Raw genomic sequence first — 23,313 nt, 5'->3', positions numbered from 1 at the left:
ACGGTGGACACACAACGGCGCGGGGTGGAGCAGCTCGGTAGCTCGCTGGGCTCATAACCCAGAGGTCGCAGGTTCAAATCCTGTCCCCGCTACTGAAAGCCAGGGCCCGGATCCTCAAGGATCCGGGCCCTGGTCATGTGTGCGAGATACGAAGACCGGCGAAGGCCCGTGTCATGGGGGGCAGTTGGCGCGAGACGTGTTTGACTTGTCTCTCTGTGGGCATGTCGACAAAACGCTGAAGTGACCTCACTGGCTGCGGGATACCAGGTGTACGCGGGTTGCGGGTGGTGCGACGATGGAATGTATGGGGGACAGGGCAACGCTGTTGGAGACAGGGCGGTTCGACCACACCGCACGTGCCGCGGAAGCGCTCGACCACGCTGACGCCGCACTCGACTTCACGGAGACCGGGGACACCGTCGAGACCGAGGCCCGGCACCGCCGCGCCGCCGACAACGGGGAAACGGCCTCCATGAGCGTCCTCGGGGCCATGCTGCTGCGCCGGGGCGACCTCGACGGCGCCGAGCCCTATCTGCGCGCCGCCACCGCCGACGGCGACCGGGCCGCCGCCAACAACCTGGGCGTCCTCCTGCACCAGCGCGGCTACGCCGACGACGCCGCCGGCTGGTGGCGCATCGCCGCCGTCGCCGGCTCGGCCGCCGCAGCCCACGCGCTGGGCCGTCACTACCGGGAGCGGGGCGACGAGCCGGCCGCCGAGTACTGGCTGCGCCAGTCCGCAGAGCAGGGCCACGCCCTCGGGTCGTACGCCCTCGCCGACCTCATGGAGCACCGCGGCGACACCGGCGTCGAGCGCTGGCTGCGCGTGGCCGCCGAGCAGGGCCACCGCGAAGCCGCCTACCGGCTGGCACGCGCCCTGGAGCGGCAGGCGGAGAAGCGGGACCTCGGCACCGGTACGGGCGAGGCGGAGGCGCCGGCGGAGGCCGGAGGCGACAGCGCCGAGCAGTGGTACCGCCAGGCCGCGGCACGCGGGCACCGCCGCGCCGCCCTGCACCTCGGGGCCATCCTGGAGAAGCGCGGCGAGCTGAAGGAGGCCGGCCGCTGGTACCTCACCTCCGCGAAGGACGGCGAGCCCCGGGCCGCGTGCGCGCTCGGGTTCCTGCTGCGCGACGCGGGCGACGAGGAGAGCGCCGCCGTCTGGTGGCTGCGCGCCGCCCAGGAGGGCGACGCCAACGCGGCCAACGCGCTGGGCGCCCTGCACGCCGCGCGCGGCGAGTACCAGACCGCCGAGCGCTGGTACCGGGCGGCGACCGACGCGGGCGACATGAACGGCGCGTACAACCTGGGCCTGCTCTTCGCCGCCCAGGGCCGCACCGCCCAGGCCGACCAGTGGTACCGCCGCGCCGCGTACGCCGGCCACCGCGAGGCCGCCAACGCCCTGGCGATCCTGCTCCTGCAGAGCGGTGACCCGAACGGTGCCGAGCCCTGGTTCTCCAAGGCCGCCGAGGCCGGCAGCGTCGACGCCGCCTTCAACCTCGGCATCCTGTACGCGGGCCGCGACGACGACCGCACCGCCCTGCGCTGGTACGAGCGGGCCGCCGCGGCCGGGCACACCGAGGCCGCGCTCCAGGTCGGCATCGCGCGCCTGCGTGACGGCGACGAGCAGGAGGCCGAGCGCCACCTGCGGGTCGCCGCGGGCAGCGGCAGCGCCGAGGCCGCGTTCCGGCTGGCCACGGTGCTCGACGCGCGGCAGCCGCCGCCCGGCCCGCCCGAGCTGGGACGGCCGCAGGTGCAGAAGACCGAGTGCGAGGAGTGGTACGAGCGGGCCGCCGAGCAGGGCCACCGCCGCGCCCAGGTGCGCGTCGGCATGCTGGCCGCCGCCCGGGGCGACGTCGCCGACGCCGCCCGCTGGTACCGGGAGGCCGCCGAGGCCGGCAGCCGCAACGGCGCGTTCAACCTCGGGCTGCTCCTCGCGCGCGACGGGAACGAGCGGGAGGCCGCCCTGTGGTGGAGCCGCGCCGCCCGCGCCGGGCACGGGCGCGCCGCCCTGCGCCTGGCGCTGCTCGCCGCGCGCCGCGGTGAGCTGGCCGAGGGGCGGCGCTGGTGTGCCCGCGCCGTCGAGCTGGGCCCGGCGGAGGTCGCCGAGCGGGCGGCCCGGCTGAGCGAGGCGCTGCACCAGGAGCTGACCGCGTAGGAATGGATTTGCGCTGGTCCACGGCGTCCCGTAAGGTGGTGTTCACCGACGCGGGGTGGAGCAGCTCGGTAGCTCGCTGGGCTCATAACCCAGAGGTCGCAGGTTCAAATCCTGTCCCCGCTACTGAAAGATCGAAGGCCCGGATCCTTGAGGATCCGGGCCTTCGGCGTTCTCCAGCCGTCTTTCGGAGCGGCCCGGACACGCGTAAGCCCCCGGTGCTCGTGCACCGGGGGCTTACGCGCAGATCAGGCCGTCGCGCAGTGCGGGCAGATGCCGCGGTACGTGACCTCGACGTCCGAGATCGTGAAGCCGAAGCGCTCCGCGGCCGGCAGGTCGGCCAGGGGGTCGCCCGACGGGTGGACGTCGCGGATGGCGCCGCACCGCGAGCACACCAGGTGCTGGTGGGGCCGGTGCGCGTTCGGGTCGTACCGCTTGGCGCGGCGGTCGGTCGAGACCTCGAGGATCTCGCCCAGGCCGACCAGCTCACCCAGCGTGTTGTAGACGGTCGCGCGGGAGATCTCGGGGAGTCGCTCCGCCGCGCGTGCGTGGACCTCGTCGGCGGTCAGATGGACATGATCTCCGTCGAGGACCTCGGCCACGACGCGCCGCTGTGCGGTCATCCGCCAGCCGCGGCCGCGCAGGCGTTCCAACAGGTCACTCATGCGCATCAGCCTAACAGGCGGGGGACAAGTCCCGAACGGGTGTGGGGTTGGATGCGAGCTTGACTTAGACAAAGTCCATTGTAGGATCAGAAACGGCTTTGGCCAAAGGACAGGACTTGCAGGAAACGCAGGAGGCGCACGTGACGCAGGGACCGCTCACCACGGAGGCCGGCGCGCCGGTCGCCGACAACCAGAACAGCGAGACCGCGGGCATCGGCGGCCCGGTCCTGGTCCAGGACCAGCTCCTGCTGGAGAAGCTCGCGCACTTCAACCGTGAGCGCATCCCGGAGCGCGTGGTCCACGCGCGCGGTGCCGGCGCGTACGGCGCCTTCACGGTGACCGCCGACGTCACCCCGTACACCCGCGCGAAGTTCCTCTCGGAGATCGGCAGGCAGACCGAGGTCTTCCTGCGCTTCTCCACCGTGGCGGGCAACCTCGGCGCGGCCGACGCGGTGCGCGACCCGCGGGGCTTCGCGGTGAAGTTCTACACCGAGGAGGGCAACTACGACCTCGTCGGCAACAACACCCCGGTGTTCTTCATCAAGGACGCCATCAAGTTCCCCGACTTCATCCACACCCAGAAGTGCGACCCGTACACCGGCTCGCAGGAGGCGGACAACGTCTGGGACTTCTGGGGCCTCTCGCCCGAGTCCACGCACCAGGTGACCTGGCTCTTCGGCGACCGCGGCATCCCCGCCTCGTACCGCCACATGAACGGCTACGGCTCGCACACGTTCCAGTGGAACAACGAGGACGGCGAGGTCTTCTGGGTCAAGTACCACTTCAAGACCGACCAGGGCATCAAGAACCTCACCCAGGCCGAGGCCAACGCGCTCGCCGGTGAGGACCCGGACTCGCACCAGCGCGACCTGCGCGAGGCGATCGAGCGCGGCGACTTCCCGAGCTGGACCGTCCAGGCGCAGATCATGCCCGCGGCCGACGCGGCGACGTACCGCTTCAACCCGTTCGACCTCACCAAGGTGTGGCCGCACGCGGACTACCCGCCGATCGAGATCGGCAAGCTGGAGCTGAACCGCAACCCGGAGAACATCTTCGCCGAGGTCGAGCAGTCGATCTTCTCGCCGGCGCACTTCGTGCCCGGTATCGGCCCCTCGCCCGACAAGATGCTCCAGGGCCGCCTCTTCGCGTACGGCGACGCCCACCGCTACCGGGTCGGCATCAACGCCGACCACCTGCCGGTGAACCGCCCGCACGCCACCGAGGCGCGCACCAACTCCCGTGACGGCCACCTGTACGACGGCCGCCACAAGGGCGCCAAGAACTACGAGCCGAACAGCTTCGGCGGACCGCACCAGACCGGCCGCCCGCTCTGGCAGCCCGTCCCGGTCTCCGGCGCGACCGGCGACCACCCGGCTCCCGTGCACGCGGAGGACGACGACTTCGTGCAGGCGGGCAACCTGTACCGGCTCATGTCGGAGGACGAGAAGGGCCGTCTGATCGACAACCTGGCGGGCTTCATCGCCAAGGTCTCGCGCGACGACATCGCCGAGCGCGCGATCGACAACTTCCGTCGGGCCGACGGAGACTTCGGCAAGCGGCTGGAGGCCGCGGTCCAGGCCCTGCGCGGCTGACAGCGCTGGATCGCTTGCCGTTGGAGGAGGGCCGGCACCCGTCACGGGTGCCGGCCCTTCGGCATGCCGTACGCGCGGCCGTGCCGGATGCCGTACGCGCGGCGCCGGTGCCTGCCTCTACGCCGCCGAGACCGCTCCGGCGGGCCGGCGGGCCGGTACCCAGCAGCGGATGATGTCGCGTACGGAGACGATGCCGACCGGGCCGTCGTCGTCGAGGACGACGAGGTGCCGGAACCCGCCGTGGGCCATGGCCTCGGCGGCTTCCTCCAGCGTCCAGCCGGGTGCGGCGAACACGACGTCGGTGGTGGTGTGCGCGCCGGCCGCTTCCCGGTCGGGGTCCTGGCCCGCGCCGACGGAGATGAGGATGTCACGCTCGGTGAGGATGCCGAGATGGTTGCTGTCGTGGTCGAGGACGACGGCCGCGCCCACCCGGCGCGCGGCCATCAGTGCGGCGGCCTGGCGCAGGGTGTGGGCGGGACCGATGGTGAGGACCATCGTGCTCATGGCGTCACGGACGAGCATGAAAGGAGCCACCTCCTTGGTGAATCCGTCAACGAGAAGGGATTCACAAGTTCACAAGTGGGGGGCTCCCAGAGTGGCAGGGGGACGAGGGTCCAACAAGGGGGCGCGCGCCTACTGGCGAAGGCTCGTCACTCCTCGGGTCGCAGCCGGCTCAGCAGTTCCTCGTGCAGCAGGCCGTTCGACGCCGCCGCGTTGCCGCTGTGCGGGCCCGGCTGTCCGTCGAGGCCGGTGAACGTACCGCCCGCCTCCTGCACGACGATCGCGTTGGCCGCCATGTCCCACAGCGACAGCTCCGGCTCGGCGCAGATGTCCACCGAGCCCTCGGCGACCATCATGTACGGCCAGAAGTCGCCGTACGCCCGGGTCCGCCAGCACGCGCGCGTGAGGTCGAGGAAACCGTCGAGGCGGCCCCGCTCCTCCCAGCCGCTCAGCGACGAGTACGCGAACGACGCGTCGCTCAGCTTCGACACCTTCGACACCTGGATCCGCGTCGCCGACGCCAGATCGCGGCCCGTGTACGCGCCCAGCCCCTGGGCCGCCCACCAGCGGCGGCCCAGCGCCGGGGCCGACACCACGCCCACCACCGGCTGGAAGATCCCGTCCTCGCCGGCCTCCATCAGCGCGATGAGCGTCGCCCACACGGGGACGCCCCGCACGTAGTTCTTCGTGCCGTCGATCGGGTCGATCACCCAGCGGCGCGGACCGGTGCCCTCCACGCCGTACTCCTCACCGAGGATCGCGTCGCGCGGACGGGCCCGCTGGAGGTGGCTGCGGATCAGCTCCTCGGCGGCCCGGTCGGCCTCGCTGACCGGCGTCATGTCGGGCTTCGTCTCGACCTTCAGGTCCAGCGCCTTGAACCGGTCCATCGTGGCGGCGTCCGCGGCGTCCGCGAGAACGTGGGCGAGACGCAGATCATCGTGGTAATCGGCCATGGGGCGACTCTATCCCGCGCCGTCGCGGCGGCTATTGACAGTCCACGGACGCGACCGGACCCTGAGCACCGGAGCTGCCTGCCCCGGGGAGGCGCCGATGCCCACCGCGCGAGAAGCCCTGCTCGACGCCGCGCTCGCGGCCCTCGCGGACCTGCCCTGGTCGGCGGTCCGCATGGTCGACGTCGCCGCCGCGGCCGGACTGTCCCGCCAGACCCTCTACAACGAGTTCGGCAGCAAGGACGGCCTCGCCCGCGCACTGGTCCGCCGCGAGGCCGACGCGTGCCTCGCCGCGGTCGAACGCGCCGCCGCGGCCGGCCCGCCCGGCGACGCCGCCGAACGGCTCGCCGCCCTCGCCGACTGGCTCGTCGCCCGCGCCACGGCCCGGCCGCTGCTGCGCGCCCTGCTGACCGGCTGCTGGGGCACCCGGCTCCCCGAGCCGCCGCCCGCGCGCCCCCGCCGCACCCTGCGCGTCGGCCCCGCCCAGCGCCGCGCCGACGCGGGCACACCGGGGCCCGGCGAACTGCTGGAGGAGATACGGGACCGGGCGCGCCCCGCACCGGACGCCACACTCGACACGGAGGTCGCCCTGCGGCTCGCCCTCAGCCACCTCGTCGCCCCGGCCGCACGCGGGCAGGGCCCCGGCCCGCTCGTCCGCGCGGCGCTCGGCGCGACGCGCCCGGCCGTCAGTGCGACGAACCCGACAGCTGGAGCCCGATGACGCCGAGGATGACCAGCGTGATCGACACGATCTTCAGCACGGACACCAGGTCGCCCAGGAAGATCATCCCGTAGACCGCGGTGCCGGCCGCGCCGATCCCCGTCCACACCGCGTACGCCGGGCCGACGTCCAGCTTCCGCAGCGACAGCGTCAGCAGACCGAAGCTCCCCATCGCGAACGCGGCGAAGGCGATCGTCGGCCACAGCCGGGTGAACCCGTGCGAGAGCTTCAGACAGACCGCGAAACCCGTCTCCAGCAGACCGGCGATCACCACCAGCAGCCACGCCATCGTCAGTGCCTCCCACGCCGCCGCTGGCTGACTGCTCCGCCAGGGGTACGGACCGGTCGCCGCACCACTTGGTGCGATTATGCAGTTACTTTCCGGCAGGACGGTGCAGGACGGGCGAACAAGGACGAATCAGTCGCCCTCGCGCCGCTCGCGCGTGGCCAGCAGCCGCCGCAGCGAGTACAGGCGCGCGGGGTCCGCGTGACCCTCCGCCACCCACTCGTCCAGCGCGCAGTCCTGCTCGTCGTGGCTGCACGCGCGCGGGCAGCCCTCCGTGCCCGGCTCCAGGTCCGGGAAGGCGTGGATGACCCGGGACGGGTCCACGTGGTTCAGGCCGAACGACCGCACGCCGGGCGTGTCGATCACCCAGCCCTCCGCGGCGTCGAGCGGCAGCGCCAGCGCCGACGTCGTGGTGTGCCGGCCGCGTCCCGTCACCGCGTTGACGACGCCGGTGCTGCGCCGCCGCTCCTCCGGGACCAGGGCGTTGACCAAGGTCGTCTTGCCCACGCCGGAGTGCCCGACGAACGCGGTCGTCCGGCCCGCCAGGTGCTCGCGCACCCGGTCCGCCGCATGCCCGTCGTACAGCTCGTCCCGGCTCGTCACGACGTACGGGATGTCCAGCGCCCCGTACAGCTCCAGCAGCTTCTCCGGCGGGGCCAGGTCCGACTTGGTGAGGACGAGCAGCGGCTCCAGGCCCCCGTCGAACGCGGCCACCAGACAGCGGTCGATGAGGCGCGGGCGCGGCTCGGGGTCCGCCAGGGCCGTGACGATGGCGAGCTGGTCGGCGTTGGCGACGACGACCCGCTCGTACGGATCGTCGTCGTCGGCCGTACGGCGCAGCACGGAGGCGCGCTCACCGATCCGGACGATCCGCGCGAGCGTGTCCTTCCGGCCCGACAGATCGCCGACGAGCGACACCCGGTCGCCGACCACCGCCGCCTTGCGGCCCAGCTCGCGCGCCTTCATCGCGATGACCGTGCGGTCCTCGACCAGACAGGTGAGCCGGCCGCGGTCCACGGTGAGGACCATGCCCTCGGCGGCGTCCTCGTGCTTGGGGCGGATGCTGGTGCGGGGGCGGTTGCCCTTGCGGTTGGGGCGGACGCGGACGTCGTCCTCGTCGGCGTTCTTGCCGTATCGGCGCATGTCGTTCAGGCCTCGGTCGCGAGCATTTCGGTCCACATCTGCGGGAAGTCGGGCAGGGTCTTGGCGGTCGTCGCCACGTTCTCGATCTCCACGCCTTCGACGGCGAGGCCGATGATCGCGCCGGCCGTCGCCATGCGGTGGTCGTCGTACGTGTGGAACACGCCGCCGTGCAGCGGGCGCGGCCGGATGTGCAGCCCGTCCGCGGTCTCGGTGACATCGCCGCCGAGTTCGTTGATCTCCTTGGTGAGCGCCGCCAGCCGGTCCGTCTCGTGCAGCCGCAGGTGGGCCACGCCGCGCAGGGTCGACGGCGAGTCGGCGAGGGCCGCGACGGCCGCGATGCCGGGGGTCAGCTCGCCCACCTCGCCGAGGTCCACATCGACACCGTGGATCCGACCCGAACCGGTGAAGGTCAGACCCGCCTCGGTCAGCTCGCAGGAGCCACCCATCCCGGTGAAGATCTCCCGCAGCGCGTCGCCCGGCTGGGTCGTCCGGGACGGCCAGTCGGGGATCGTCACCCGGCCGCCGGTCACCAGCGCCGCCGCCAGGAACGGCTGCGCGTTCGACAGGTCCGGCTCGATCACCAGGTCACGGCCCAGCAGCGCGGACGGGGAGACCCGCCACACGTTCGGCTCGCCGCCCGTCTCCGGCTCGTCGACCTGGGCGCCCACGGCCCGCAGCATGTCGACGGTCATGCGGATGTGCGGCATCGACGGCAGCCGCTCACCGGTGTGCCGGACCTCCACGCCCTGGTTGAAGCGCGGCGCCGACAGCAGCAGGGCGCTGACGAACTGCGACGACGACGACGCGTCGATGTCGACCTTGCCGCCGTCCAGGGCCCCGCCGCCGTGCACGGTCAGCGGCAGCGCGCCGCGCCCGCCGTCGTCGATCCGGGCGCCCAGCACCCGCAGGGCGTCGATCACCCCGTGCAGCGGCCGCTCGTGGGAGCGCGGGTCCCCGTCGAAGTGGACGGGGCCGTCCGCGAGCGCGGCCACCGGCGGCAGGAAGCGCATCACCGTGCCGGCGTTGCCGACGTCGACCGTGGCGGGACCGTGCAGCCCCGCGGGGATGACCCGCCAGGCCTCACCGGTGCCGTCGGGGCCCACGCCCTCCTCGATGCCGACGCCCAGCGTGCGCAGCGCCTCGGCCATCAGCAGCGTGTCCCGCGAGCGCAGCGGGCGGCGCAGCCAGCCGGGCTCGGAGGCGAGGGCGGCCAGCACCAGGGCACGGTTGGTGACCGACTTGGAACCGGGCACGGCGACGGTCGCGTCGACCGCTCCGCTCGCGTAGGGGGCGGGCCAGAGATCAAGGTGCGCGGAGCTTTCGGTCATGCCCTTCACTTTAGTGGGCCGAGCAGGTCACAGACCGAGCAGCCAGCGGCCACCGCCGATCAGCGAGCAGAGCGACACGGCGTGGAAGAGGAACAACCAGAGCGCCGCCGGCACGTGCGTGAGGCGCGCGAGCTGGTCCGCGTCCGAGTCGCCCGCACCTCCGCGCCTGCGCTTCGCCTGCAGTTCGAAGACCGGCCGCACCCCGCCCAGCAGCAGGAACCACACCGCGCTGTACGCGAACGCCGACTGGACGTCCGGCCCCGTCAGCCAGGACACCAGCAGAAACGCGCCACCTGTCAGGATGACCGTCAGCGCCCCGTACGCGTTGCGGATCATCACCAGCATCGCGATCAGCAGCGCCGTCGCCACCCACAGCAGCAGCGTGATCCGGTGCGCGGCCAGCAGCCACGCCCCGCCGAGTCCGAGCAGCGACGGCGCCGTGTAACCGGCGGCCGCCGTGAGGATCATGCCCAGGCCGGTCGGCCTGCCCCGGCTGACCGTGAGCCCGCTGGTGTCCGAGTGCAGCCGGATGCCCTCCAGGCGGCGGCCGGTGAGCAGCGCGATCAGCCCGTGGCCGCCCTCGTGCGCGATCGTGATGGCGTTGCGGGCCAGCAGCCAGACCGGACGCGGCACGGTCACGGCGAGCGCGGCGACGCCGGTCACGACGACCAGCCACACCTTGGGTGCCGGCTGGGTGCCGAGGACGTCGGAGATGACATCGGTGGTGGCCATTTCTGGGTCGGCTCCTCGGGAGTGCGGTGATCGTGGCAGGGTGGGCAAGTATGTGCGGACGTTATGCGGCGAGTCGAAAGCCCGAGGATCTGGCGGGCATCTTCGGCATAGAGAAGTGGGAGCCCAAGGAGGCTCTGGAACCGGACTGGAACGTCGCCCCGACCAAAGAGGTGTACGCCGTACTCGACCGTCCCCTCAAGGACGCCGATTCGCCGCGCCCGGTTCGCCAGCTGCGCGCCCTGAGGTGGGGGCTCGTGCCGTCCTGGGCCAAGACCCCCGAGGGCGCCGCCCGGATGATCAACGCCCGGGCCGAGACCGTCCACGAGAAGCCGGCCTTCCGGCGGGCCTTCACCGCGCGGCGCTGCATCGTCCCCGCCGACGGCTACTACGAGTGGGTGACCGGCGCCGACGAGCGGCAGCTGGAGGTCGAGGGCAAGAAGAAGCGGCCCCGCAAGCAGCCCTACTTCGTGACGCCCGCCGACGGCTCCGCCTTCGCGATGGCCGGCCTGTACGAGTTCTGGCGCGACCCCACGCTGCCGCCCGACCACCCCTCCGCCTGGTGGGCCACCTGCTCCGTGATCACCACCGAGGCGGAGAAGGGCCCGCTCGGCGTGGCCCCCGCCGAGGGCCCGCGCTCGCTCGCCGACATCCACCCGCGCATGCCGCTGATGCTCACGCCCGACCGGTGGGACGCCTGGCTCGACCCGGCCCGCACCGACCCCGACGAGCTGCGCGACCTGCTCGCCCCGCCGCCCGAGGGCCGGATGCGCGCCTACCCGGTCGGTACGGCCGTCAGCAACGTCCGCAACAACGGGCCCGAACTGCTGACGGAACTCGACGCCCCCGAGGAGGCCACCCTCTTCTGAGGCCGGGAAGGGAAGGATGGGACGCGTGACACAGACCGAGACCATCCCCACGGGGGCAGGCGACGCCCGGATCACCTGGTACGCCGCCGGGCCGGGCGCCCGGCTCGTCCTCGCCCTCGGCCATGGCGCCGGGGGCGGCGTCGAGGCCCGCGACCTCCAGGCGCTCGCCGCGCACCTGCCCGCCACCGGAGTGACCGTCGCCCTGGTCGAACAGCCCTGGCGGGTGGCCGGCAAGAAGGTCGCCCCCGCACCCAGGACGCTGGACGCGGCCTGGCACGACCTGTGGCCCGCCCTGCGCGCACCCGGCCTGCCCGTCGTCGCCGGAGGCCGCAGCGCCGGAGCCCGCGTCGCCTGCCGCACCGCACGCGACCTGGACGCCCACGCGGTCCTCGCGCTGTCCTTCCCGCTGCACCCGCCCGGCAGGCCGGAGCGCAGCCGCGCGGACGAACTGCTCGGCACGGGCCTGCCGACGCTCGTGGTCCAAGGCGGCAACGACTCCTTCGGCAGGCCCGCCGAGTTCCCGCCGGGCGACCACGAGCTCGTCGAGGTGCCCTGGGCGGACCACGGCTTCGCCGTACCGAAGCGGGCCACGCTCGGGCAGGACGAGGCGCTGCGGCTGATCACCGGCGCCGTCGCGAAGTGGCTCGGATCCCTTCGCGGCCCGCGGGAATGAGGAGCGGACCACCGCTGTTGTCACTCAGCGTCGGTGAGAACAGAGTCAGGAGAGGGAGTCCGTCGCATGGGTTCGACCATCTGCCCGAACCGGTCGCACGCCGCAGAGCTGGACTGGACGGTGCTGCCCGCGCCCATGACCGGCACCACGGGCTCTGTGCGGGTGACGGCCGCGAAGAATCGAAAGGCACGGTCGGCGGAAGGTCGACTATTCTCCGATTCGAGCGGGTCCGCACTCGGTCTCGCCGTGCCGCTGGAGGAGGTGGGTCCGGTCACTGGGACCGACACGGGGACCGACGACGGCCCCGAGGAGACGGACGTCGAGCGCAACGCGCGCTTCGAGCGGGACGCCCTCGGCTACCTCGACCAGCTGTACTCGGCGGCCCTGCGGATGACCCGCAACCCGGCCGACGCCGAGGACCTGGTCCAGGAGACGTTCGCCAAGGCGTACGGGTCGTTCCACCAGTTCCGCGAGGGCACGAACCTCAAGGCGTGGCTGTACCGGATCCTCACCAACACGTTCATCAACTCGTACCGCAAGAAGCAGCGTGAGCCCCAGCGCAGCGCGGCCGAGGAGATCGAGGACTGGCAGCTCGCGCGCGCCGAGTCGCACATGTCGACCGGTCTGCGCTCCGCCGAGTCCCAGGCGCTGGACCACCTGCCCGACTCCGACGTCAAGGAAGCCCTCCAGGCGATCCCGGAGGAGTTCCGCATCGCCGTGTATCTCGCCGATGTCGAGGGCTTTGCGTACAAGGAGATCGCGGACATCATGGGTACACCCATCGGTACGGTGATGTCCCGACTCCACCGTGGGCGCCGTCAGTTGCGCGGCATGCTCGAGGACTACGCCCGCGAACGCGGGCTGGTACCCGCGGGCGCTGGAGAGTCGTCGAACGATCGGAAAGGCTCGGGCTCATGAGCTGCGGAGAGCCGCACGAGACGGACTGCTCGGAGGTCCTGGACCATCTCTACGAGTTCCTCGACCGTGAGATGCCCGACAGCGACTGCACCAAGTTCGACAAGCACTTCGAGGAATGCTCGCCCTGCCTGGAGAAGTACGGGCTGGAGCAGGCCGTGAAGAAGCTGGTCAAGCGGTGCTGCGGCCACGACGACGTACCGAGTGATCTGCGCGCCAAGGTCATGGGGCGGATCGAACTGATCCGGTCCGGCCAGCCGGCACCCGAGCAGGACGTACAGGCCGCCGCGCAGGAGCAGTAGCACCGGCGGCACAGAAGAACGGAGCGGGGCGCGCCACGACCGACGTGGCGCGCCCCGCTTCGTGCCGTCCGGGTCCTGCACGCCCGGCCCCGGTCACCCCCGCCTCGTGCTGTGCCGGTCCTTTCACCTGGCTCTCGCCAAGTCCTTCCTTCATCTCCCGTCCCGCCCCTCTTCACCCGAATGTGCTAATCCGCTGCGACACACCGCCCGGGCGCTGGCGGCTCGTTAGCCTGGCGTGCCTGGCGCTGGGTTCGGCCGACGGGAGGACGGGAGAACGGTGGCGGGCATTCCGAGAGCGGCGCGCGCGTACATCGCGGGCGCCGCGCTGTGCGCCGCCGGGGCCGCGTTCCCCGCGTTCCTGCCCGGCTCCGCGACCCCCTGGGGCGCCCTCGCGCTCCTCGCCGCGCTCTACGCCTTCTGCGAGTGGCCCGCCCGCTGCCCCCTCGTCGGGCGCGTCACCGGCGCCTCGGTCCCGGTGAACGCCGGCTCCTTCTTCCCGGTGCTCCTCGCCGCCGCACTGCTGCTGCCACCCCCGGCCGCCGCGCTCGCCGCCGTGCCCGGCGCGCTCGTGGCAGGCGTCGGACAGCGCCCGGCCCGCGGGCTGCGGCGCGTCTGGCGCGCCGCGCAGCTGGCCGTCGCCGCGTGGGCGGCCGCGCACGCCGCCGCGCTCCTGGGCGGGCCCGCCGCGCTCGGCGGCGACGGCGGAAGCAGCGGGCCGCACTTCCCGTACGTCCTGCTGCCGGCCGGGGCCGCGGTGCTCGCCTTCTGCCTCGTCCTCACCGCCCTCGACGGCGGTGTCCTCGCCACCGCCGAACGCGTCCCCCTGGCCGCCGCCTGGCGCGACCTGTTCGGCCGGTCGCTCGCCCCGCACGCGGTCCACGGACTGGTCGGGCTGATGATGGCCGTGCTGTGGCGCAGCCCGTACGGCTGGCCCGCCGCCCTGTTCGTCCTGCTCCCCATGTACATCTCCTGCTGGGTCTTCGCGCAGTACCACCGCGAGCGCGCCGCCCACCAGGCGACCATCCGGGCCCTCGTCCAGGCCGTCGACCTGAAGGACACCTACACGCGCGGCCACAGCGAGCGCGTCGGCCGGGCCTCCGTACTGATCGGCCGGGAACTGGGCATGGACGAGACGCGGCTGGAGATCCTCCGGTTCGCCGGAACGCTCCACGACGTCGGCAAGCTCGGCGTGCCCACCCGGATCCTCCGCAAGGACGGCCCGCTCACCCCCGAGGAGCGCCGGGTGATCGAGCTGCACCCCGAGTACGGGCACGAAATGGTGCGCGGCATCGGCTTCCTGGGCGAGGCGCGCGCCGCGATCCTGCACCACCACGAGCGCCTGGACGGCACCGGCTACCCGTACGGGCTGCGCGGGGCGCAGATCCCCGAGTTCGCCCGGGTCGTCGCCGTCGCCGACGCCTTCGACGCCATGACCTCCACCCGCTCCTACAGCCGCGCCCGCCCGGTGCCCACGGCCCTCGCCGAGCTGGAGCGGTGCGCCGGCAGCCAGTTCGACCCGACCATGGTCGGCGCCCTGGTCCGCGCCCTGGCCCGCCACGGCTGGCAGACGACGGTCACCTCGGACGAGCCCGCAGGGCGTCCCCCGGCGCCACCGCCGCCCCCGGCCCCGGCGCCCGCGACCGGTCAGGGAACCGCCGCCGAACTCGGCGCGGTGCCCTCGCCCGGCCGCCGGCGGACGCGCAAGGGCGCCGCACGACCCGCGCCGGGCGGCGGACGGTGAGGCGCGTGCCCCGTACCGTGCTCGCGGTGCAGGGCGCCGCCGCCGTGCTGACCGCGGGGGGACTCGGGTGGACCCTCTGGCACGGCGTCGCCCAGCCCGGCACCGCCCTCGCCTTCGGCCTGCTGATCACCCTCGGCGAGCTGGCCCGCTGGGGCGCCCGGCCCGGCGAGCGCGAGCCCGCGCCCCTGGGCGCCGCCGGGGCCCTGGCGTACGCCCTGCTCGGCGAGGCCGGCGGCCGCCCCACCACCCACGGCGTCCCCCAGGTCCTCGCCGTCGTCATGGCCGGCGTCCTCGTCGGCGCCGTCCCGCACGTGGCCAGGGGCCGCGGGCCCGACCTCGATCAGGTGGCCCGCCGCGTGCTCACCGTCACCTTCGCCGCCGTGTGCTTCCAGCCGCTGTACAACGCGGGCGTCCTCACCGACGTCGCCGGGCAGGGGCCGTACCACGCGCTGTTCCTGGTGCTGCTCCTCGTGCTGACCGCCCTGTGCGACGCCGTCCTGGCCGCGCTGCTCCTGCGCGCCCGCACCCGCTACCCGTACGCGCCGCTGCTGCGCGACGAGCTGCGCGCGCTGCTCGGGATCGGCTCCGCCGTCTGCGCCACGGGCGCCGTGATGGCGCTCGCGGTGGCCGTCGCGGGGCTGTGGGCGCTGCCCGTCTTCTGCGTACCGCTGCTGCTCACACAGCTGGCGTTCCGCCGCTACGCCGCCGTCCGCACCACGTACCGGCAGACCATCGCCTCCCTGGCCAGGGCCACCGAGATCGCCGGGTACACGCCGCCCGGCCACGCCCACCGGGTCGCGTCGCTCAGCCGGGCCGTCGGGCGGGAGCTGGGGCTCTCCGGCGAGGACCTGACCGTGCTGGAGTACGCGGCGCTCATGCACGACATCGGGCAGCTGTCCCTCGTCGACCCCGTACCGGAGGGCGCCACCGCTCTCCTCCCGGCCGCCGAACAGCGCAGGATCGCCCTCCTCGGCGGGGCCGTGGTGAGGCAGACCGGCGTCACGGCCGCCGTCGCCGTCGTCGTCGAGCGGCAGGCCGACCCGTACCGTGAACAGCCCCTGCCCGCACGGATCGTCCGCGCGGTCAACGCGTACGACGACCTCTCCGGGGAAACCGCCCATGGAGCGCTCAGAGCCCTCGAACACCTGCGCCTCGGCACCGCCCGCGACTACCATCCCGCGGTCGTGGAGTCCCTCGCCCGGGTGCTCGCCCGGGGCGGCGTCGGGGGGCCGGTACCGGGGTAACCCATGGGTAATGAGCGGGCGTGCGACCGGGCATGGTTGGATGCGAACGAGAGGGTGTCCGGGGGCAGTGACCTTCAGCGACCGGCAGGCGGGAATCGTGAGGATCTTCGGGAAGGTACGGCATCGGCCCTCCGCCTCGTGGCGGCAGGCCACCGACCGCGCGTTCACGCTGATCGGGGACGGGCGGTACGAGGACGCGGGCGCGCTGCTGACGCGTGCGGCGGACCTGGAGCCCTGGCTCTCGGAGTCCTGGTTCAACCTGGCACTGCTGCACAAGTTCCGGCACGACTGGGAGCAGGCGCGGGCCGCCGGCCTGCGGGCCGTCGCCCTGCTCGACAAGGAGACCGGGGCGCCCGACTGGTGGAACGTCGGCATCGCCGCCACGGCGCTCCAGGACTGGCCGCTGGCCCGCCGCGCCTGGCAGGCGTACGGGCTGCGGGTGCCGGGCTCCGCCGCCGGGGGCGGTGAACCGGCCGGCATGGAGCTGGGCAGCGCCGCCGTGCGGCTCTCGCCGGAGGGCGAGGCCGAGGTGGTGTGGGGCCGCCGGCTGGACCCGGCCCGGATCGAGGTGCTGTCCATCCCGCTGCCGTCCTCCGGCCGCCGCTGGGGCGAGGTCGTCCTGCACGACGGCGTGCCGAACGGTGAGCGGACCACGTCGTCCGGGCACAGCTTCCCCGTGTTCGACGAGATCGAGCTGTGGGCCCCGTCGCCCGTGCCGACCTGGGTGGTGCTCCTGGAAGCGGCCACCGAGGCCGACCGGGACGCCCTGGAGAAGCTGGCCGCCGACGCCGGTTTCGCCGCCGAGGACTGGTCGTCCTCCGTGCGGCTGCTGTGCCGCGCCTGCTCCGAGTCCCGGATGCCCAGCGCCGAGGGCGAGGGCGAGCACCTGGACCCGCACGACCACAGCGAGCCGGGCCACCCGGGACCGCTCGGCCACCGCACGGCCGGCGACCTGTGGGTGCCGGAGCGCGAGTGCGGCATCGCCGCACCCGCCGGACTGGTGCGGGGACTGCTCGACGGCTGGGTCGCCGACAGCCCGGACAGCCGGGAGTGGCGGGATCTCGAAGAAGTCTGCTGAGCCCGGGCCGTAGTCTGTACGGGCACATCGCAACGGGTACTCAGGGAAGGCGCGAAAGCGGACATGTCGCAGCAGGAGACGGACCACCAGGGCCACGACGCCCTCCCCGTGGACGACGAGGGCTTCATCGTCGACACGGAGAACTGCGAGGAGCGCGAGCAGGCGTACCGCGAGCGCGGCACGTCCCGCCCGATCACGGTCGTGGGCAACCCCGTGCTGCACAAGGAGTGCAAGGACGTCACCGAGTTCGACGACGAGCTGGCGAAGCTCGTCGACGACATGTTCGCCAGCCAGCGCACCGCCGAGGGCGTGGGCCTGGCCGCCAACCAGATCGGCGTCGACCTGAAGGTCTTCGTCTACGACTGCCCCGACGACGAGGGCGTCCGGCACGTGGGCGTCGTCTGCAACCCCGTCCTGGAGGAGCTGCCGGCGGACCGCCGGATCCTCGACGACTCCAACGAGGGCTGCCTCTCCGTCCCCACCGCGTACGCCTCGCTGGCCCGCCCCGACTACGCCGTGGTGCGCGGCCAGGACGTCAAGGGCAACCCGATCAAGGTGCGCGGCACGGGCTACTTCGCCCGCTGCCTCCAGCACGAGACGGACCACCTGTACGGCTACCTGTACATCGACCGGCTGTCGAAGCGCGAGCGCAAGGACGCACTGCGGCAGATGGCCGAGGGCACGCCCCGCTACCCGGTCGTCCCCAACGACTGACGCGTTACGGCAACGCACGAGGGCCCCGCTCGCGAACGAGCGGGGCCCTTTTCTCACGTGCCGGAGGACTCACGTGCCGGAGGACCGGATCAGAAGTCCTCGTCCAGGTCCACCGAGCCCTCCACGGCCACCTGGTAGGCGGACGGGCGGCGCTCGAAGAAGTTCGTCAGCTCCTGCACGCCCTGCAGCTCCATGAACGAGAACGGGTTCTCCGAGCCGTACACCGGGGCGAAGCCGAGGCGCTGGAGGCGCTGGTCGGCGACGCACTCCAAGTACTGGCGCATCGACTCGGTGTTCATGCCCGGCAGGCCGTCACCGCACAGGTCGCGGGCGAACTGGAGCTCGGCCTCGACGGCCTCCCTCAGCATGTCGGTGACCTGCTGCTGGAGCTGGTCGTCGAACAGCTCCGGCTCCTCCTTGCGGACGGTGTCGACCACGTCGAAGGCGAAGCTCATGTGCATCGTCTCGTCGCGGAACACCCAGTTGGTGCCGGTCGCCAGGCCGTGCAGCAGGCCGCGGCTGCGGAACCAGTACACGTACGCGAAGGCGCCGTAGAAGAACAGGCCCTCGATGCAGGCGGCGAAGCAGATCAGGTTCAGCAGGAAGCGGCGGCGGTCGGCCTGCGTCTCCAGCCGGTCCAGCTTCTCCACCGAGTCCATCCACTTGAAGCAGAACCCGGCCTTCTCCCGGATGGAGGGGATGCTCTCGACCGCGGCGAAGGCGGCCGCGCGGTCGTCCGGGTCGGGGAGGTAGGTGTCGAGCAGCGTCAGATAGAACTGGACGTGCACGGCCTCCTCGAACAGCTGGCGCGACAGGTACAGCCGCGCCTCCGGCGAGTTGATGTGCTTGTACAGCGTCAGCACCAGGTTGTTCGCGACGATCGAGTCACCGGTCGCGAAGAACGCGACCAGGCGGCCGATCAGGTGCTGCTCACCCGGGGACAGCTTCGCCAGGTCGGCGACGTCCGAGTGGAGGTCGACCTCCTCGACGGTCCAGGTGTTCTTGATGGCGTCCCGGTAGCGCTCGTAGAAGTCCGGGTAGCGCATGGGGCGGAGAGTCAACTCGAAGCCGGGGTCGAGCAGGTTCTGGGGTCGGTCGGTGGGCATTACTGGCAGGCCTCGCAGGACTCGGGGTTCTCAAGGGAGCAGGCGACGGCGTCCGCGTCGGGGGCCGCCTGCTGGACGGGGATCTGGGCGGCGGAGGCGGCGCGGGCGATGCGGGTAGCCGGGCGCGAGCGCAGGTAGTACGTCGTCTTCAGGCCCTGCTTCCAGGCGTACGCGTACATCGACGACAGCTTGCCGATGGTCGGCGTCTCCATGAACAGGTTCAGCGACTGCGACTGGTCCAGGAACGGGGTGCGCGCGGCGGCCATGTCGATCAGGCCGCGCTGCGGGATCTCCCACGCCGTGCGGTACAGCTCGCGCACCTCGGCCGGCACCCAGGTGAAGCCCTGCACCGAGCCGTTGGCGTCGCGCAGCGCCTCGCGGGTCTGCGCGTCCCACACGCCGAGTTTCTTCAGCTCGTCCACCAGGTAGGAGTTGACCTGGAGGAACTCGCCGGACAGCGTCTCGCGCTTGAACAGGTTGGACACCTGCGGCTCGATGCACTCGTACACGCCCGCGATCGAGGCGATCGTCGCGGTCGGCGCGATGGCGAGGAGCAGCGAGTTGCGCATACCGACGGACGCGATGCGCTCGCGCAGCGCCGCCCACCGCTCGGGCCAGGCCAGTTCCACGTCGTAGTGGTCGGGGTGCAGCACACCGCGCGCGGCACGGGTCTGCTCCCAGGCCGGAAGCGGGCCGTTGCGCTCGGCCAGGTCGGCCGACGCCTCGTACGCGGCGAGCATGATCCGCTCGGCGATACGGGTCGACAGGGCGCGGGCCTCGGCCGAGTCGAACGGCAGCCGCAGCTGGAAGAAGACGTCCTGGAGGCCCATCGCGCCCAGGCCGACGGGACGCCAGCGGGCGTTGGAGCGGCCCGCCTGCTCGGTCGGGTAGAAGTTGATGTCGACGACCCGGTCGAGGAAGGTCACGGCCGTGCGGACGGTCTCGTCCAGCCGCTTCCAGTCGATCTCCCCGTTCTCCACGAAGGCGCCCAGGTTGACCGAGCCGAGGTTGCAGACGGCGGTCTCGCCGTCGTTCGTGACCTCGATGATCTCGGTGCAGAGGTTGGACGAGTGGACGACCGTGCCGGGCTCGGCGGTCTGGTTCGCGGTCCGGTTGGAGGCGTCCTTGAACGTCATCCAGCCGTTGCCGGTCTGCGCGAGGGTGCGCATCATGCGGCCGTACAGGTCCCGGGCCGGCATGGTCTTGCGGGCCAGGCCCCTGGCCTCGGCGGCCCGGTACGCCGCGTCGAACTCGTCGCCCCACAGGTCGACCAGCTCCGGCACGTCGGACGGGGAGAACAGCGACCACTCGGCGTCGGCGTTGACCCGGCGCATGAACTCGTCCGGGATCCAGTGGGCCAGGTTCAGGTTGTGCGTGCGCCGGGCGTCCTCGCCCGTGTTGTCGCGCAGCTCCAGGAACTCCTCGATGTCCGCGTGCCAGGTCTCCAGGTACACGGCGGCGGCGCCCTTGCGGCGGCCGCCCTGGTTCACGGCGGCGACCGACGCGTCGAGGGTCTTCAGGAACGGCACGATGCCGTTGGAGTGGCCGTTCGTGCCCCGGATCAGCGAACCGCGGGCGCGGATGCGGGAGTACGACAGGCCGATGCCGCCCGCGTGCTTCGACAGCCGCGCCACCTGGTGGTAGCGGTCGTAGATGGAGTCCAGCTCGTCCTGCGGCGAGTCCAGCAGGTAGCAGGACGACATCTGCGGGTGGCGGGTGCCCGAGTTGAACAGGGTGGGGGAGGACGGCAGGTAGTCGAGCCGGCTCATCAGCCCGTACAGCGCGGCGACCTCCTCCAGCGCGCGCACCGACTCGTCCTCGGCGAGGCCGCAGGCGACGCGCAGCATGAAGTGCTGCGGCGTCTCGACGACCTTGCGGGTGATCGGGTGGCGCAGCAGGTAGCGCGAGTACAGGGTGCGCAGCCCGAAGTAGCCGAACCGGTCGTCGGCGGCGGGGTCGATCAGCGCGTCGAGCCGGTCGGTGTGGGCCGCCACGAACCCGGCCGTGCGGTCGGCGATCAGGCCCTCGCGGTGGCCGACGGCCACGGAGGCCGAGAACGACACGGCGCCCTGGCCGGCGGCCTCCTCGGCGATGGTCAGGGTGAGCAGCCGGGCGGCGAGCCGCGAGTACGCCGGGTCCTCGGCGATCAGACCGGCCGCGGCCTCGGTGGCGAGCTCGCGCAGCTCGGCCTCGTCCGACCCGGCGTGCCGGCCGCGCAGCGCGGCGGCGGCGACCCGTCCGGGGTCGGTGTCGGGCAGATCGGCGGTGAGGTCGGTCAGGGTCCGCAGGAGCACGGTCCCGGGACCGTCGGTCCCGTCGCTCTCGATCGCTGAGGCCGGATCCGCTGGCGCGATGGTCACGTGGGGGCTCTCCCTCGCTCGGCTGGGGGCCGCGCTGGCCGGCCGGGGGAGCGGGGCGGCGCGCCGGGGCAGGGGCGTGCGTGACCGCGTCCACCGGCCCACTCCGCGAGGCCCGGACGTCGTGGCACCCGGGCCGGAGGGTCCGGGCGACTGTCGGCAGGTCATCGGACTGCGGGTGCGCAAAAGCACACTGATACACCGTTGCGGGACAGTTCCGGATTCACACCGGATTCCCCTGTGGCGACAGCGAGGACGAGCATACATGTGGGGGGCGCCTGATACGGCACCCCCCACATGTTGTGTCAGTGTGTCAGTTCCTTGCCGGCGGGTCGGCTCAGTGGCCGGCGGCCACCTTGGGCAGTTCCCGCTGGACGCCCGGGTCGCCCGCGTCCGCCGTGTAGTCCGACGGGGACGTCTCGTCGACGCCCTCCGGCGCCTTCACGGCCCGCAGGACGAACGTCAGGACGACCGTGACGAGAACGTTGAGCACGAACGCGGTGAGGCCGATGTAGCCGATCTCGCCGATGCCCGGGATCTCGGCGGACGAGCCGCCGAAGTGCTTCTGCGTCGGGCTGGCCACGCCGTACGCGGCCAGCGTGCCGTACACCATGCCGACCGCCCAGCCGGCCAGCAGCGCCCAGCGGTGGAACCACCGGGTGAACAGGCCGCCCACCAGGGCCGGGAAGGTCTGCAGGATCCAGATGCCGCCCAGCAGCTGGAAGTTGATGGCGACCGTCTTGTCCATGGTGAGGACGAAGGCCAGCGCACCCACCTTCACCAGCAGCGACACCAGCTTGGACACCTTGGTCTCCTGCTCCGGCGTCGCGTCCGGCTTCAGGAAGTCCTTGTAGATGTTGCGAGTGAAGAGGTTCGCCGCGGCGATCGACATGATGGCCGCCGGCACCAGCGCGCCGATGCCGATCGCGGCGAAGGCGACGCCCGCGAACCAGTCCGGGAACATGTTCTCGAACAGCTGCGGGATGGCCAGCTGGCCGTTCTGCACCTTCACGCCCGCGGCGATCGCCATGAAGCCGAGGAAGGCCAGCAGGCCCAGCATCAGCGAGTAGAGCGGCAGGATCGTGGTGTTGCGGCGGATGACGTCACGGCTGCGCGAGGACAGCGTCGCCGTGATGGAGTGCGGGTACATGAACAGCGCCAGCGCCGAGCCGAGCGCCAGCGTGGCGTACGTCCACTGGCTCGCCTCGCCCGGCACGAGCGCGCCGCGCGGCTTGCCGGTGGCCGGGTTCTCCTGCGCGAACGCGTCCTCGGCGGCGCCGAAGATGGCGTCGAAGCCGCCCAGCTTGATGGGGATGTAGATGATCGCCACCGCGATGACGATGTAGATCAGGGTGTCCTTGACGAAGGCGATCAGCGCGGGTGCGCGCAGCCCGGACGAGTACGTGTACGCCGCGAGGACACCGAAGGCGATGAGCAGCGGCAGGTCCTTGATGAACCAGTTCGTGTTCTCGCCGCCGCCCACGCCCATCACGTCCAGGACGGCCTGGATGCCGACCAGCTGGAGCGCGATGTACGGCATGGTGGCGAGGATGCCGGTGAGGGCGACCGCCAGGGACAGGCCCTTGGACCCGAACCGGCCGCGGACGAAGTCCGAGGTGGTGACGTACCCGTGCTTGTGCGACACCGACCACAGGCGCGGCAGGAAGGTGAAGATCAGCGGGTAGACGAGGATCGTGTACGGCACGGCGAAGAAGCCGGCCGCGCCGGCCGCGTAGATCGCCGCCGGTACGGCGACGAACGTGTAGGCCGTGTACAGGTCGCCGCCCAGCAGGAACCAGGTGACCCACGTGCCGAACGAGCGGCCGCCCAGGCCCCATTCGTCCAGGCTGTTCTCGTTCTCGGCCCGGCGCCAGCGCGCGGCCATGAAGCCCATGACCGTGACGGCCAGGAAGAAGAAGACGAAGACGGCGAGCGCGACGCCGTTCACACCGTCCTTCACTGCGACGCACCCCCCTTGCGGGCCCGCTGGTCACGGTGCCAGAGCTGGTAGGCGACCACCGTCAGGGCGGTGGAGAGCAGCACCCAGAACATCTGGTACCAGTAGAAGAACGGGATGCCGATGAACGCCGGGTCGGTCTTCGCGTACGACCCGACCCAGAGCATGGCGACGAACGGGGCGATCAGGCAGAGCGCGATCACCACCCTGACCGGTGTGACGACCGGCAGCTGTTTCGGTTGTTGCTCCTGCGACATACGGCGTCCCCTCGCTGATCCCTCTGAACCCTCTGG

The 23,313-nt window shown here is 72.3% G+C and carries 22 protein-coding genes and 2 tRNA genes; 13 read left to right on the top strand and 11 right to left on the bottom strand.

Annotation, left to right across the window (positions count from 1 at the left end; genetic code table 11):
* The first annotated feature begins 18 nt into the window (after positions 1 to 18).
* The 3 genes from ABEB09_RS10190 to ABEB09_RS10180 all read left to right on the top strand — a co-directional run bounded on the left by ABEB09_RS10190 (position 19) and on the right by ABEB09_RS10180 (position 2,275).
* Positions 19 to 92: transfer RNA gene (locus tag ABEB09_RS10190), tRNA-Met, on the top strand.
* Positions 93 to 295: 203 nt separating this feature from the next.
* Positions 296 to 2,152: a tetratricopeptide repeat protein gene (locus ABEB09_RS10185; protein ID WP_345689298.1), complete on the top strand. Its 1,857-nt coding sequence runs from the start codon at positions 296 to 298 to the stop codon at positions 2,150 to 2,152.
* Positions 2,153 to 2,201: 49 nt separating this feature from the next.
* Positions 2,202 to 2,275 (top strand) — tRNA-Met (locus tag ABEB09_RS10180).
* Between the two features lie 122 nt (positions 2,276 to 2,397).
* On the opposite strand, the gene ABEB09_RS10175 is transcribed toward ABEB09_RS10180, so the two are convergent.
* The gene (locus tag ABEB09_RS10175) at positions 2,398 to 2,814 is read right to left on the bottom strand and encodes a Fur family transcriptional regulator (RefSeq protein WP_345689296.1); all 417 of its coding nucleotides are present in this window, start codon (positions 2,812 to 2,814) and stop codon (positions 2,398 to 2,400) included.
* 140 nt (positions 2,815 to 2,954) lie between these two features.
* On the opposite strand from ABEB09_RS10175, the gene ABEB09_RS10170 reads away from it, so the two are divergent.
* The gene (locus tag ABEB09_RS10170; protein WP_345689294.1) at positions 2,955 to 4,406 is read left to right on the top strand and encodes a catalase; all 1,452 of its coding nucleotides are present in this window, start codon (positions 2,955 to 2,957) and stop codon (positions 4,404 to 4,406) included.
* 117 nt (positions 4,407 to 4,523) lie between these two features.
* On the opposite strand, the gene ABEB09_RS10165 is transcribed toward ABEB09_RS10170, so the two are convergent.
* Positions 4,524 to 4,928 carry a CBS domain-containing protein gene (locus ABEB09_RS10165; protein WP_345689292.1) on the bottom strand — a complete coding sequence of 135 codons (405 nt, stop codon included), beginning with the start codon at positions 4,926 to 4,928 and terminating at the stop codon, positions 4,524 to 4,526.
* A gap of 128 nt (positions 4,929 to 5,056) precedes the next feature.
* Entirely contained in the window at positions 5,057 to 5,860 is an 804-nt protein-coding gene (gene hisN, locus ABEB09_RS10160; RefSeq protein WP_345689290.1) for a histidinol-phosphatase, read from the bottom strand.
* Positions 5,861 to 5,957: 97 nt separating this feature from the next.
* Between hisN and ABEB09_RS10155 the strand changes: the two genes are divergently transcribed.
* Positions 5,958 to 6,578: a TetR/AcrR family transcriptional regulator gene (locus tag ABEB09_RS10155; protein ID WP_345689288.1), complete on the top strand. Its 621-nt coding sequence runs from the start codon at positions 5,958 to 5,960 to the stop codon at positions 6,576 to 6,578.
* Here the strand turns inward: ABEB09_RS10155 and ABEB09_RS10150 are convergent.
* From ABEB09_RS10150 to ABEB09_RS10135, 4 genes are all read right to left on the bottom strand, one after another.
* Positions 6,544 to 6,867, bottom strand: a complete 324-nt coding sequence (locus ABEB09_RS10150) for a DMT family transporter (protein WP_345689286.1) — start codon at positions 6,865 to 6,867, stop codon at positions 6,544 to 6,546. The genes ABEB09_RS10155 and ABEB09_RS10150 overlap by 35 nt on opposite strands.
* Before the next feature lie 129 nt (positions 6,868 to 6,996).
* On the bottom strand, positions 6,997 to 8,007 hold the full coding sequence (gene rsgA / locus ABEB09_RS10145) for a ribosome small subunit-dependent GTPase A (RefSeq protein ID WP_345689284.1): 1,011 nt from the start codon (positions 8,005 to 8,007) through the stop codon (positions 6,997 to 6,999).
* A 5-nt stretch (positions 8,008 to 8,012) separates the two neighbouring features.
* Positions 8,013 to 9,335 (bottom strand): 3-phosphoshikimate 1-carboxyvinyltransferase, encoded by a 1,323-nt coding sequence (gene aroA / locus ABEB09_RS10140; RefSeq protein WP_345689282.1) that lies wholly within the window; start codon positions 9,333 to 9,335, stop codon positions 8,013 to 8,015.
* A 27-nt stretch (positions 9,336 to 9,362) separates the two neighbouring features.
* On the bottom strand, positions 9,363 to 10,067 hold the full coding sequence (locus ABEB09_RS10135) for a M50 family metallopeptidase (protein ID WP_345689280.1): 705 nt from the start codon (positions 10,065 to 10,067) through the stop codon (positions 9,363 to 9,365).
* Positions 10,068 to 10,117: 50 nt separating this feature from the next.
* Here ABEB09_RS10135 and ABEB09_RS10130 point away from each other — a divergent pair, with 50 nt between their 5' ends.
* From ABEB09_RS10130 to def, 8 genes are all read left to right on the top strand, one after another.
* Entirely contained in the window at positions 10,118 to 10,933 is an 816-nt protein-coding gene (locus tag ABEB09_RS10130) for an SOS response-associated peptidase (protein WP_345689278.1), read from the top strand.
* Positions 10,934 to 10,949: 16 nt separating this feature from the next.
* Positions 10,950 to 11,606 (top strand): alpha/beta hydrolase family protein, encoded by a 657-nt coding sequence (locus ABEB09_RS10125; RefSeq protein WP_380842105.1) that lies wholly within the window; start codon positions 10,950 to 10,952, stop codon positions 11,604 to 11,606.
* Between the two features lie 261 nt (positions 11,607 to 11,867).
* Positions 11,868 to 12,524: a sigma-70 family RNA polymerase sigma factor gene (locus ABEB09_RS10120; protein WP_345693897.1), complete on the top strand. Its 657-nt coding sequence runs from the start codon at positions 11,868 to 11,870 to the stop codon at positions 12,522 to 12,524.
* A complete protein-coding gene (gene rsrA / locus ABEB09_RS10115; RefSeq protein WP_345689274.1) occupies positions 12,521 to 12,823 on the top strand; it encodes a mycothiol system anti-sigma-R factor in 303 nt (100 codons plus the stop codon). Before ABEB09_RS10120 ends, rsrA begins: the two co-directional genes overlap by 4 nt.
* 277 nt (positions 12,824 to 13,100) lie before the next feature.
* Complete coding sequence (locus ABEB09_RS10110) at positions 13,101 to 14,564, top strand: HD-GYP domain-containing protein (protein WP_345689272.1); 1,464 nt, start codon at positions 13,101 to 13,103, stop codon at positions 14,562 to 14,564.
* 5 nt (positions 14,565 to 14,569) lie between these two features.
* Entirely contained in the window at positions 14,570 to 15,808 is a 1,239-nt protein-coding gene (locus tag ABEB09_RS10105; RefSeq protein WP_380840667.1) for an HD-GYP domain-containing protein, read from the top strand.
* Positions 15,809 to 15,905: 97 nt separating this feature from the next.
* Positions 15,906 to 16,886, top strand: coding sequence for a tetratricopeptide repeat protein (locus ABEB09_RS10100; RefSeq protein ID WP_345689268.1), 981 nt, complete (start codon positions 15,906 to 15,908; stop codon positions 16,884 to 16,886).
* A gap of 63 nt (positions 16,887 to 16,949) precedes the next feature.
* Complete coding sequence (gene def / locus ABEB09_RS10095) at positions 16,950 to 17,600, top strand: peptide deformylase (protein ID WP_345689266.1); 651 nt, start codon at positions 16,950 to 16,952, stop codon at positions 17,598 to 17,600.
* 89 nt (positions 17,601 to 17,689) lie between these two features.
* Here def and ABEB09_RS10090 read toward each other — a convergent pair whose 3' ends face one another.
* From ABEB09_RS10090 to ABEB09_RS10075, 4 genes are all read right to left on the bottom strand, one after another.
* Positions 17,690 to 18,706 (bottom strand): ribonucleotide-diphosphate reductase subunit beta, encoded by a 1,017-nt coding sequence (locus ABEB09_RS10090; protein ID WP_345689263.1) that lies wholly within the window; start codon positions 18,704 to 18,706, stop codon positions 17,690 to 17,692.
* Positions 18,706 to 21,066, bottom strand: coding sequence for a ribonucleoside-diphosphate reductase subunit alpha (locus ABEB09_RS10085; RefSeq protein ID WP_345689261.1), 2,361 nt, complete (start codon positions 21,064 to 21,066; stop codon positions 18,706 to 18,708). Before ABEB09_RS10085 ends, ABEB09_RS10090 begins: the two co-directional genes overlap by 1 nt.
* Before the next feature lie 334 nt (positions 21,067 to 21,400).
* Positions 21,401 to 23,023 (bottom strand): monocarboxylate uptake permease MctP, encoded by a 1,623-nt coding sequence (gene mctP, locus ABEB09_RS10080; protein WP_345689259.1) that lies wholly within the window; start codon positions 23,021 to 23,023, stop codon positions 21,401 to 21,403.
* The gene (locus tag ABEB09_RS10075) at positions 23,020 to 23,277 is read right to left on the bottom strand and encodes a DUF3311 domain-containing protein (RefSeq protein WP_345689257.1); all 258 of its coding nucleotides are present in this window, start codon (positions 23,275 to 23,277) and stop codon (positions 23,020 to 23,022) included. Before ABEB09_RS10075 ends, mctP begins: the two co-directional genes overlap by 4 nt.
* Between the last annotated feature and the right edge of the window lie 36 nt (positions 23,278 to 23,313).

Origin of the sequence: Streptomyces coeruleoprunus, from assembly GCF_039542925.1 — a bacterium.
GTDB lineage: Bacteria > Actinomycetota > Actinomycetes > Streptomycetales > Streptomycetaceae > Streptomyces > Streptomyces coeruleoprunus.
Note: the sequence above shows the minus strand (reverse complement) of the source record. Positions and strands in the feature narration are given on the sequence as shown.

Coding starts and splice junctions, on each gene's coding strand:
- ABEB09_RS10185 (WP_345689298.1), top strand. CDS start 296: ATGGAATGTATGGGGGACAGGGCAACGCTGTTGGAGACAGGGCGGTTC.
- ABEB09_RS10175 (WP_345689296.1), bottom strand. CDS start 2,814: ATGAGTGACCTGTTGGAACGCCTGCGCGGCCGCGGCTGGCGGATGACC.
- ABEB09_RS10165 (WP_345689292.1), bottom strand. CDS start 4,928: ATGCTCGTCCGTGACGCCATGAGCACGATGGTCCTCACCATCGGTCCC.
- hisN (WP_345689290.1), bottom strand. CDS start 5,860: ATGGCCGATTACCACGATGATCTGCGTCTCGCCCACGTTCTCGCGGAC.
- ABEB09_RS10155 (WP_345689288.1), top strand. CDS start 5,958: ATGCCCACCGCGCGAGAAGCCCTGCTCGACGCCGCGCTCGCGGCCCTC.
- ABEB09_RS10150 (WP_345689286.1), bottom strand. CDS start 6,867: ATGGCGTGGCTGCTGGTGGTGATCGCCGGTCTGCTGGAGACGGGTTTC.
- rsgA (WP_345689284.1), bottom strand. CDS start 8,007: ATGCGCCGATACGGCAAGAACGCCGACGAGGACGACGTCCGCGTCCGC.
- aroA (WP_345689282.1), bottom strand. CDS start 9,335: ATGACCGAAAGCTCCGCGCACCTTGATCTCTGGCCCGCCCCCTACGCG.
- ABEB09_RS10135 (WP_345689280.1), bottom strand. CDS start 10,067: ATGGCCACCACCGATGTCATCTCCGACGTCCTCGGCACCCAGCCGGCA.
- ABEB09_RS10130 (WP_345689278.1), top strand. CDS start 10,118: ATGTGCGGACGTTATGCGGCGAGTCGAAAGCCCGAGGATCTGGCGGGC.
- ABEB09_RS10125 (WP_380842105.1), top strand. CDS start 10,950: ATGGGACGCGTGACACAGACCGAGACCATCCCCACGGGGGCAGGCGAC.
- rsrA (WP_345689274.1), top strand. CDS start 12,521: ATGAGCTGCGGAGAGCCGCACGAGACGGACTGCTCGGAGGTCCTGGAC.
- def (WP_345689266.1), top strand. CDS start 16,950: ATGTCGCAGCAGGAGACGGACCACCAGGGCCACGACGCCCTCCCCGTG.
- ABEB09_RS10090 (WP_345689263.1), bottom strand. CDS start 18,706: ATGCCCACCGACCGACCCCAGAACCTGCTCGACCCCGGCTTCGAGTTG.
- ABEB09_RS10075 (WP_345689257.1), bottom strand. CDS start 23,277: ATGTCGCAGGAGCAACAACCGAAACAGCTGCCGGTCGTCACACCGGTC.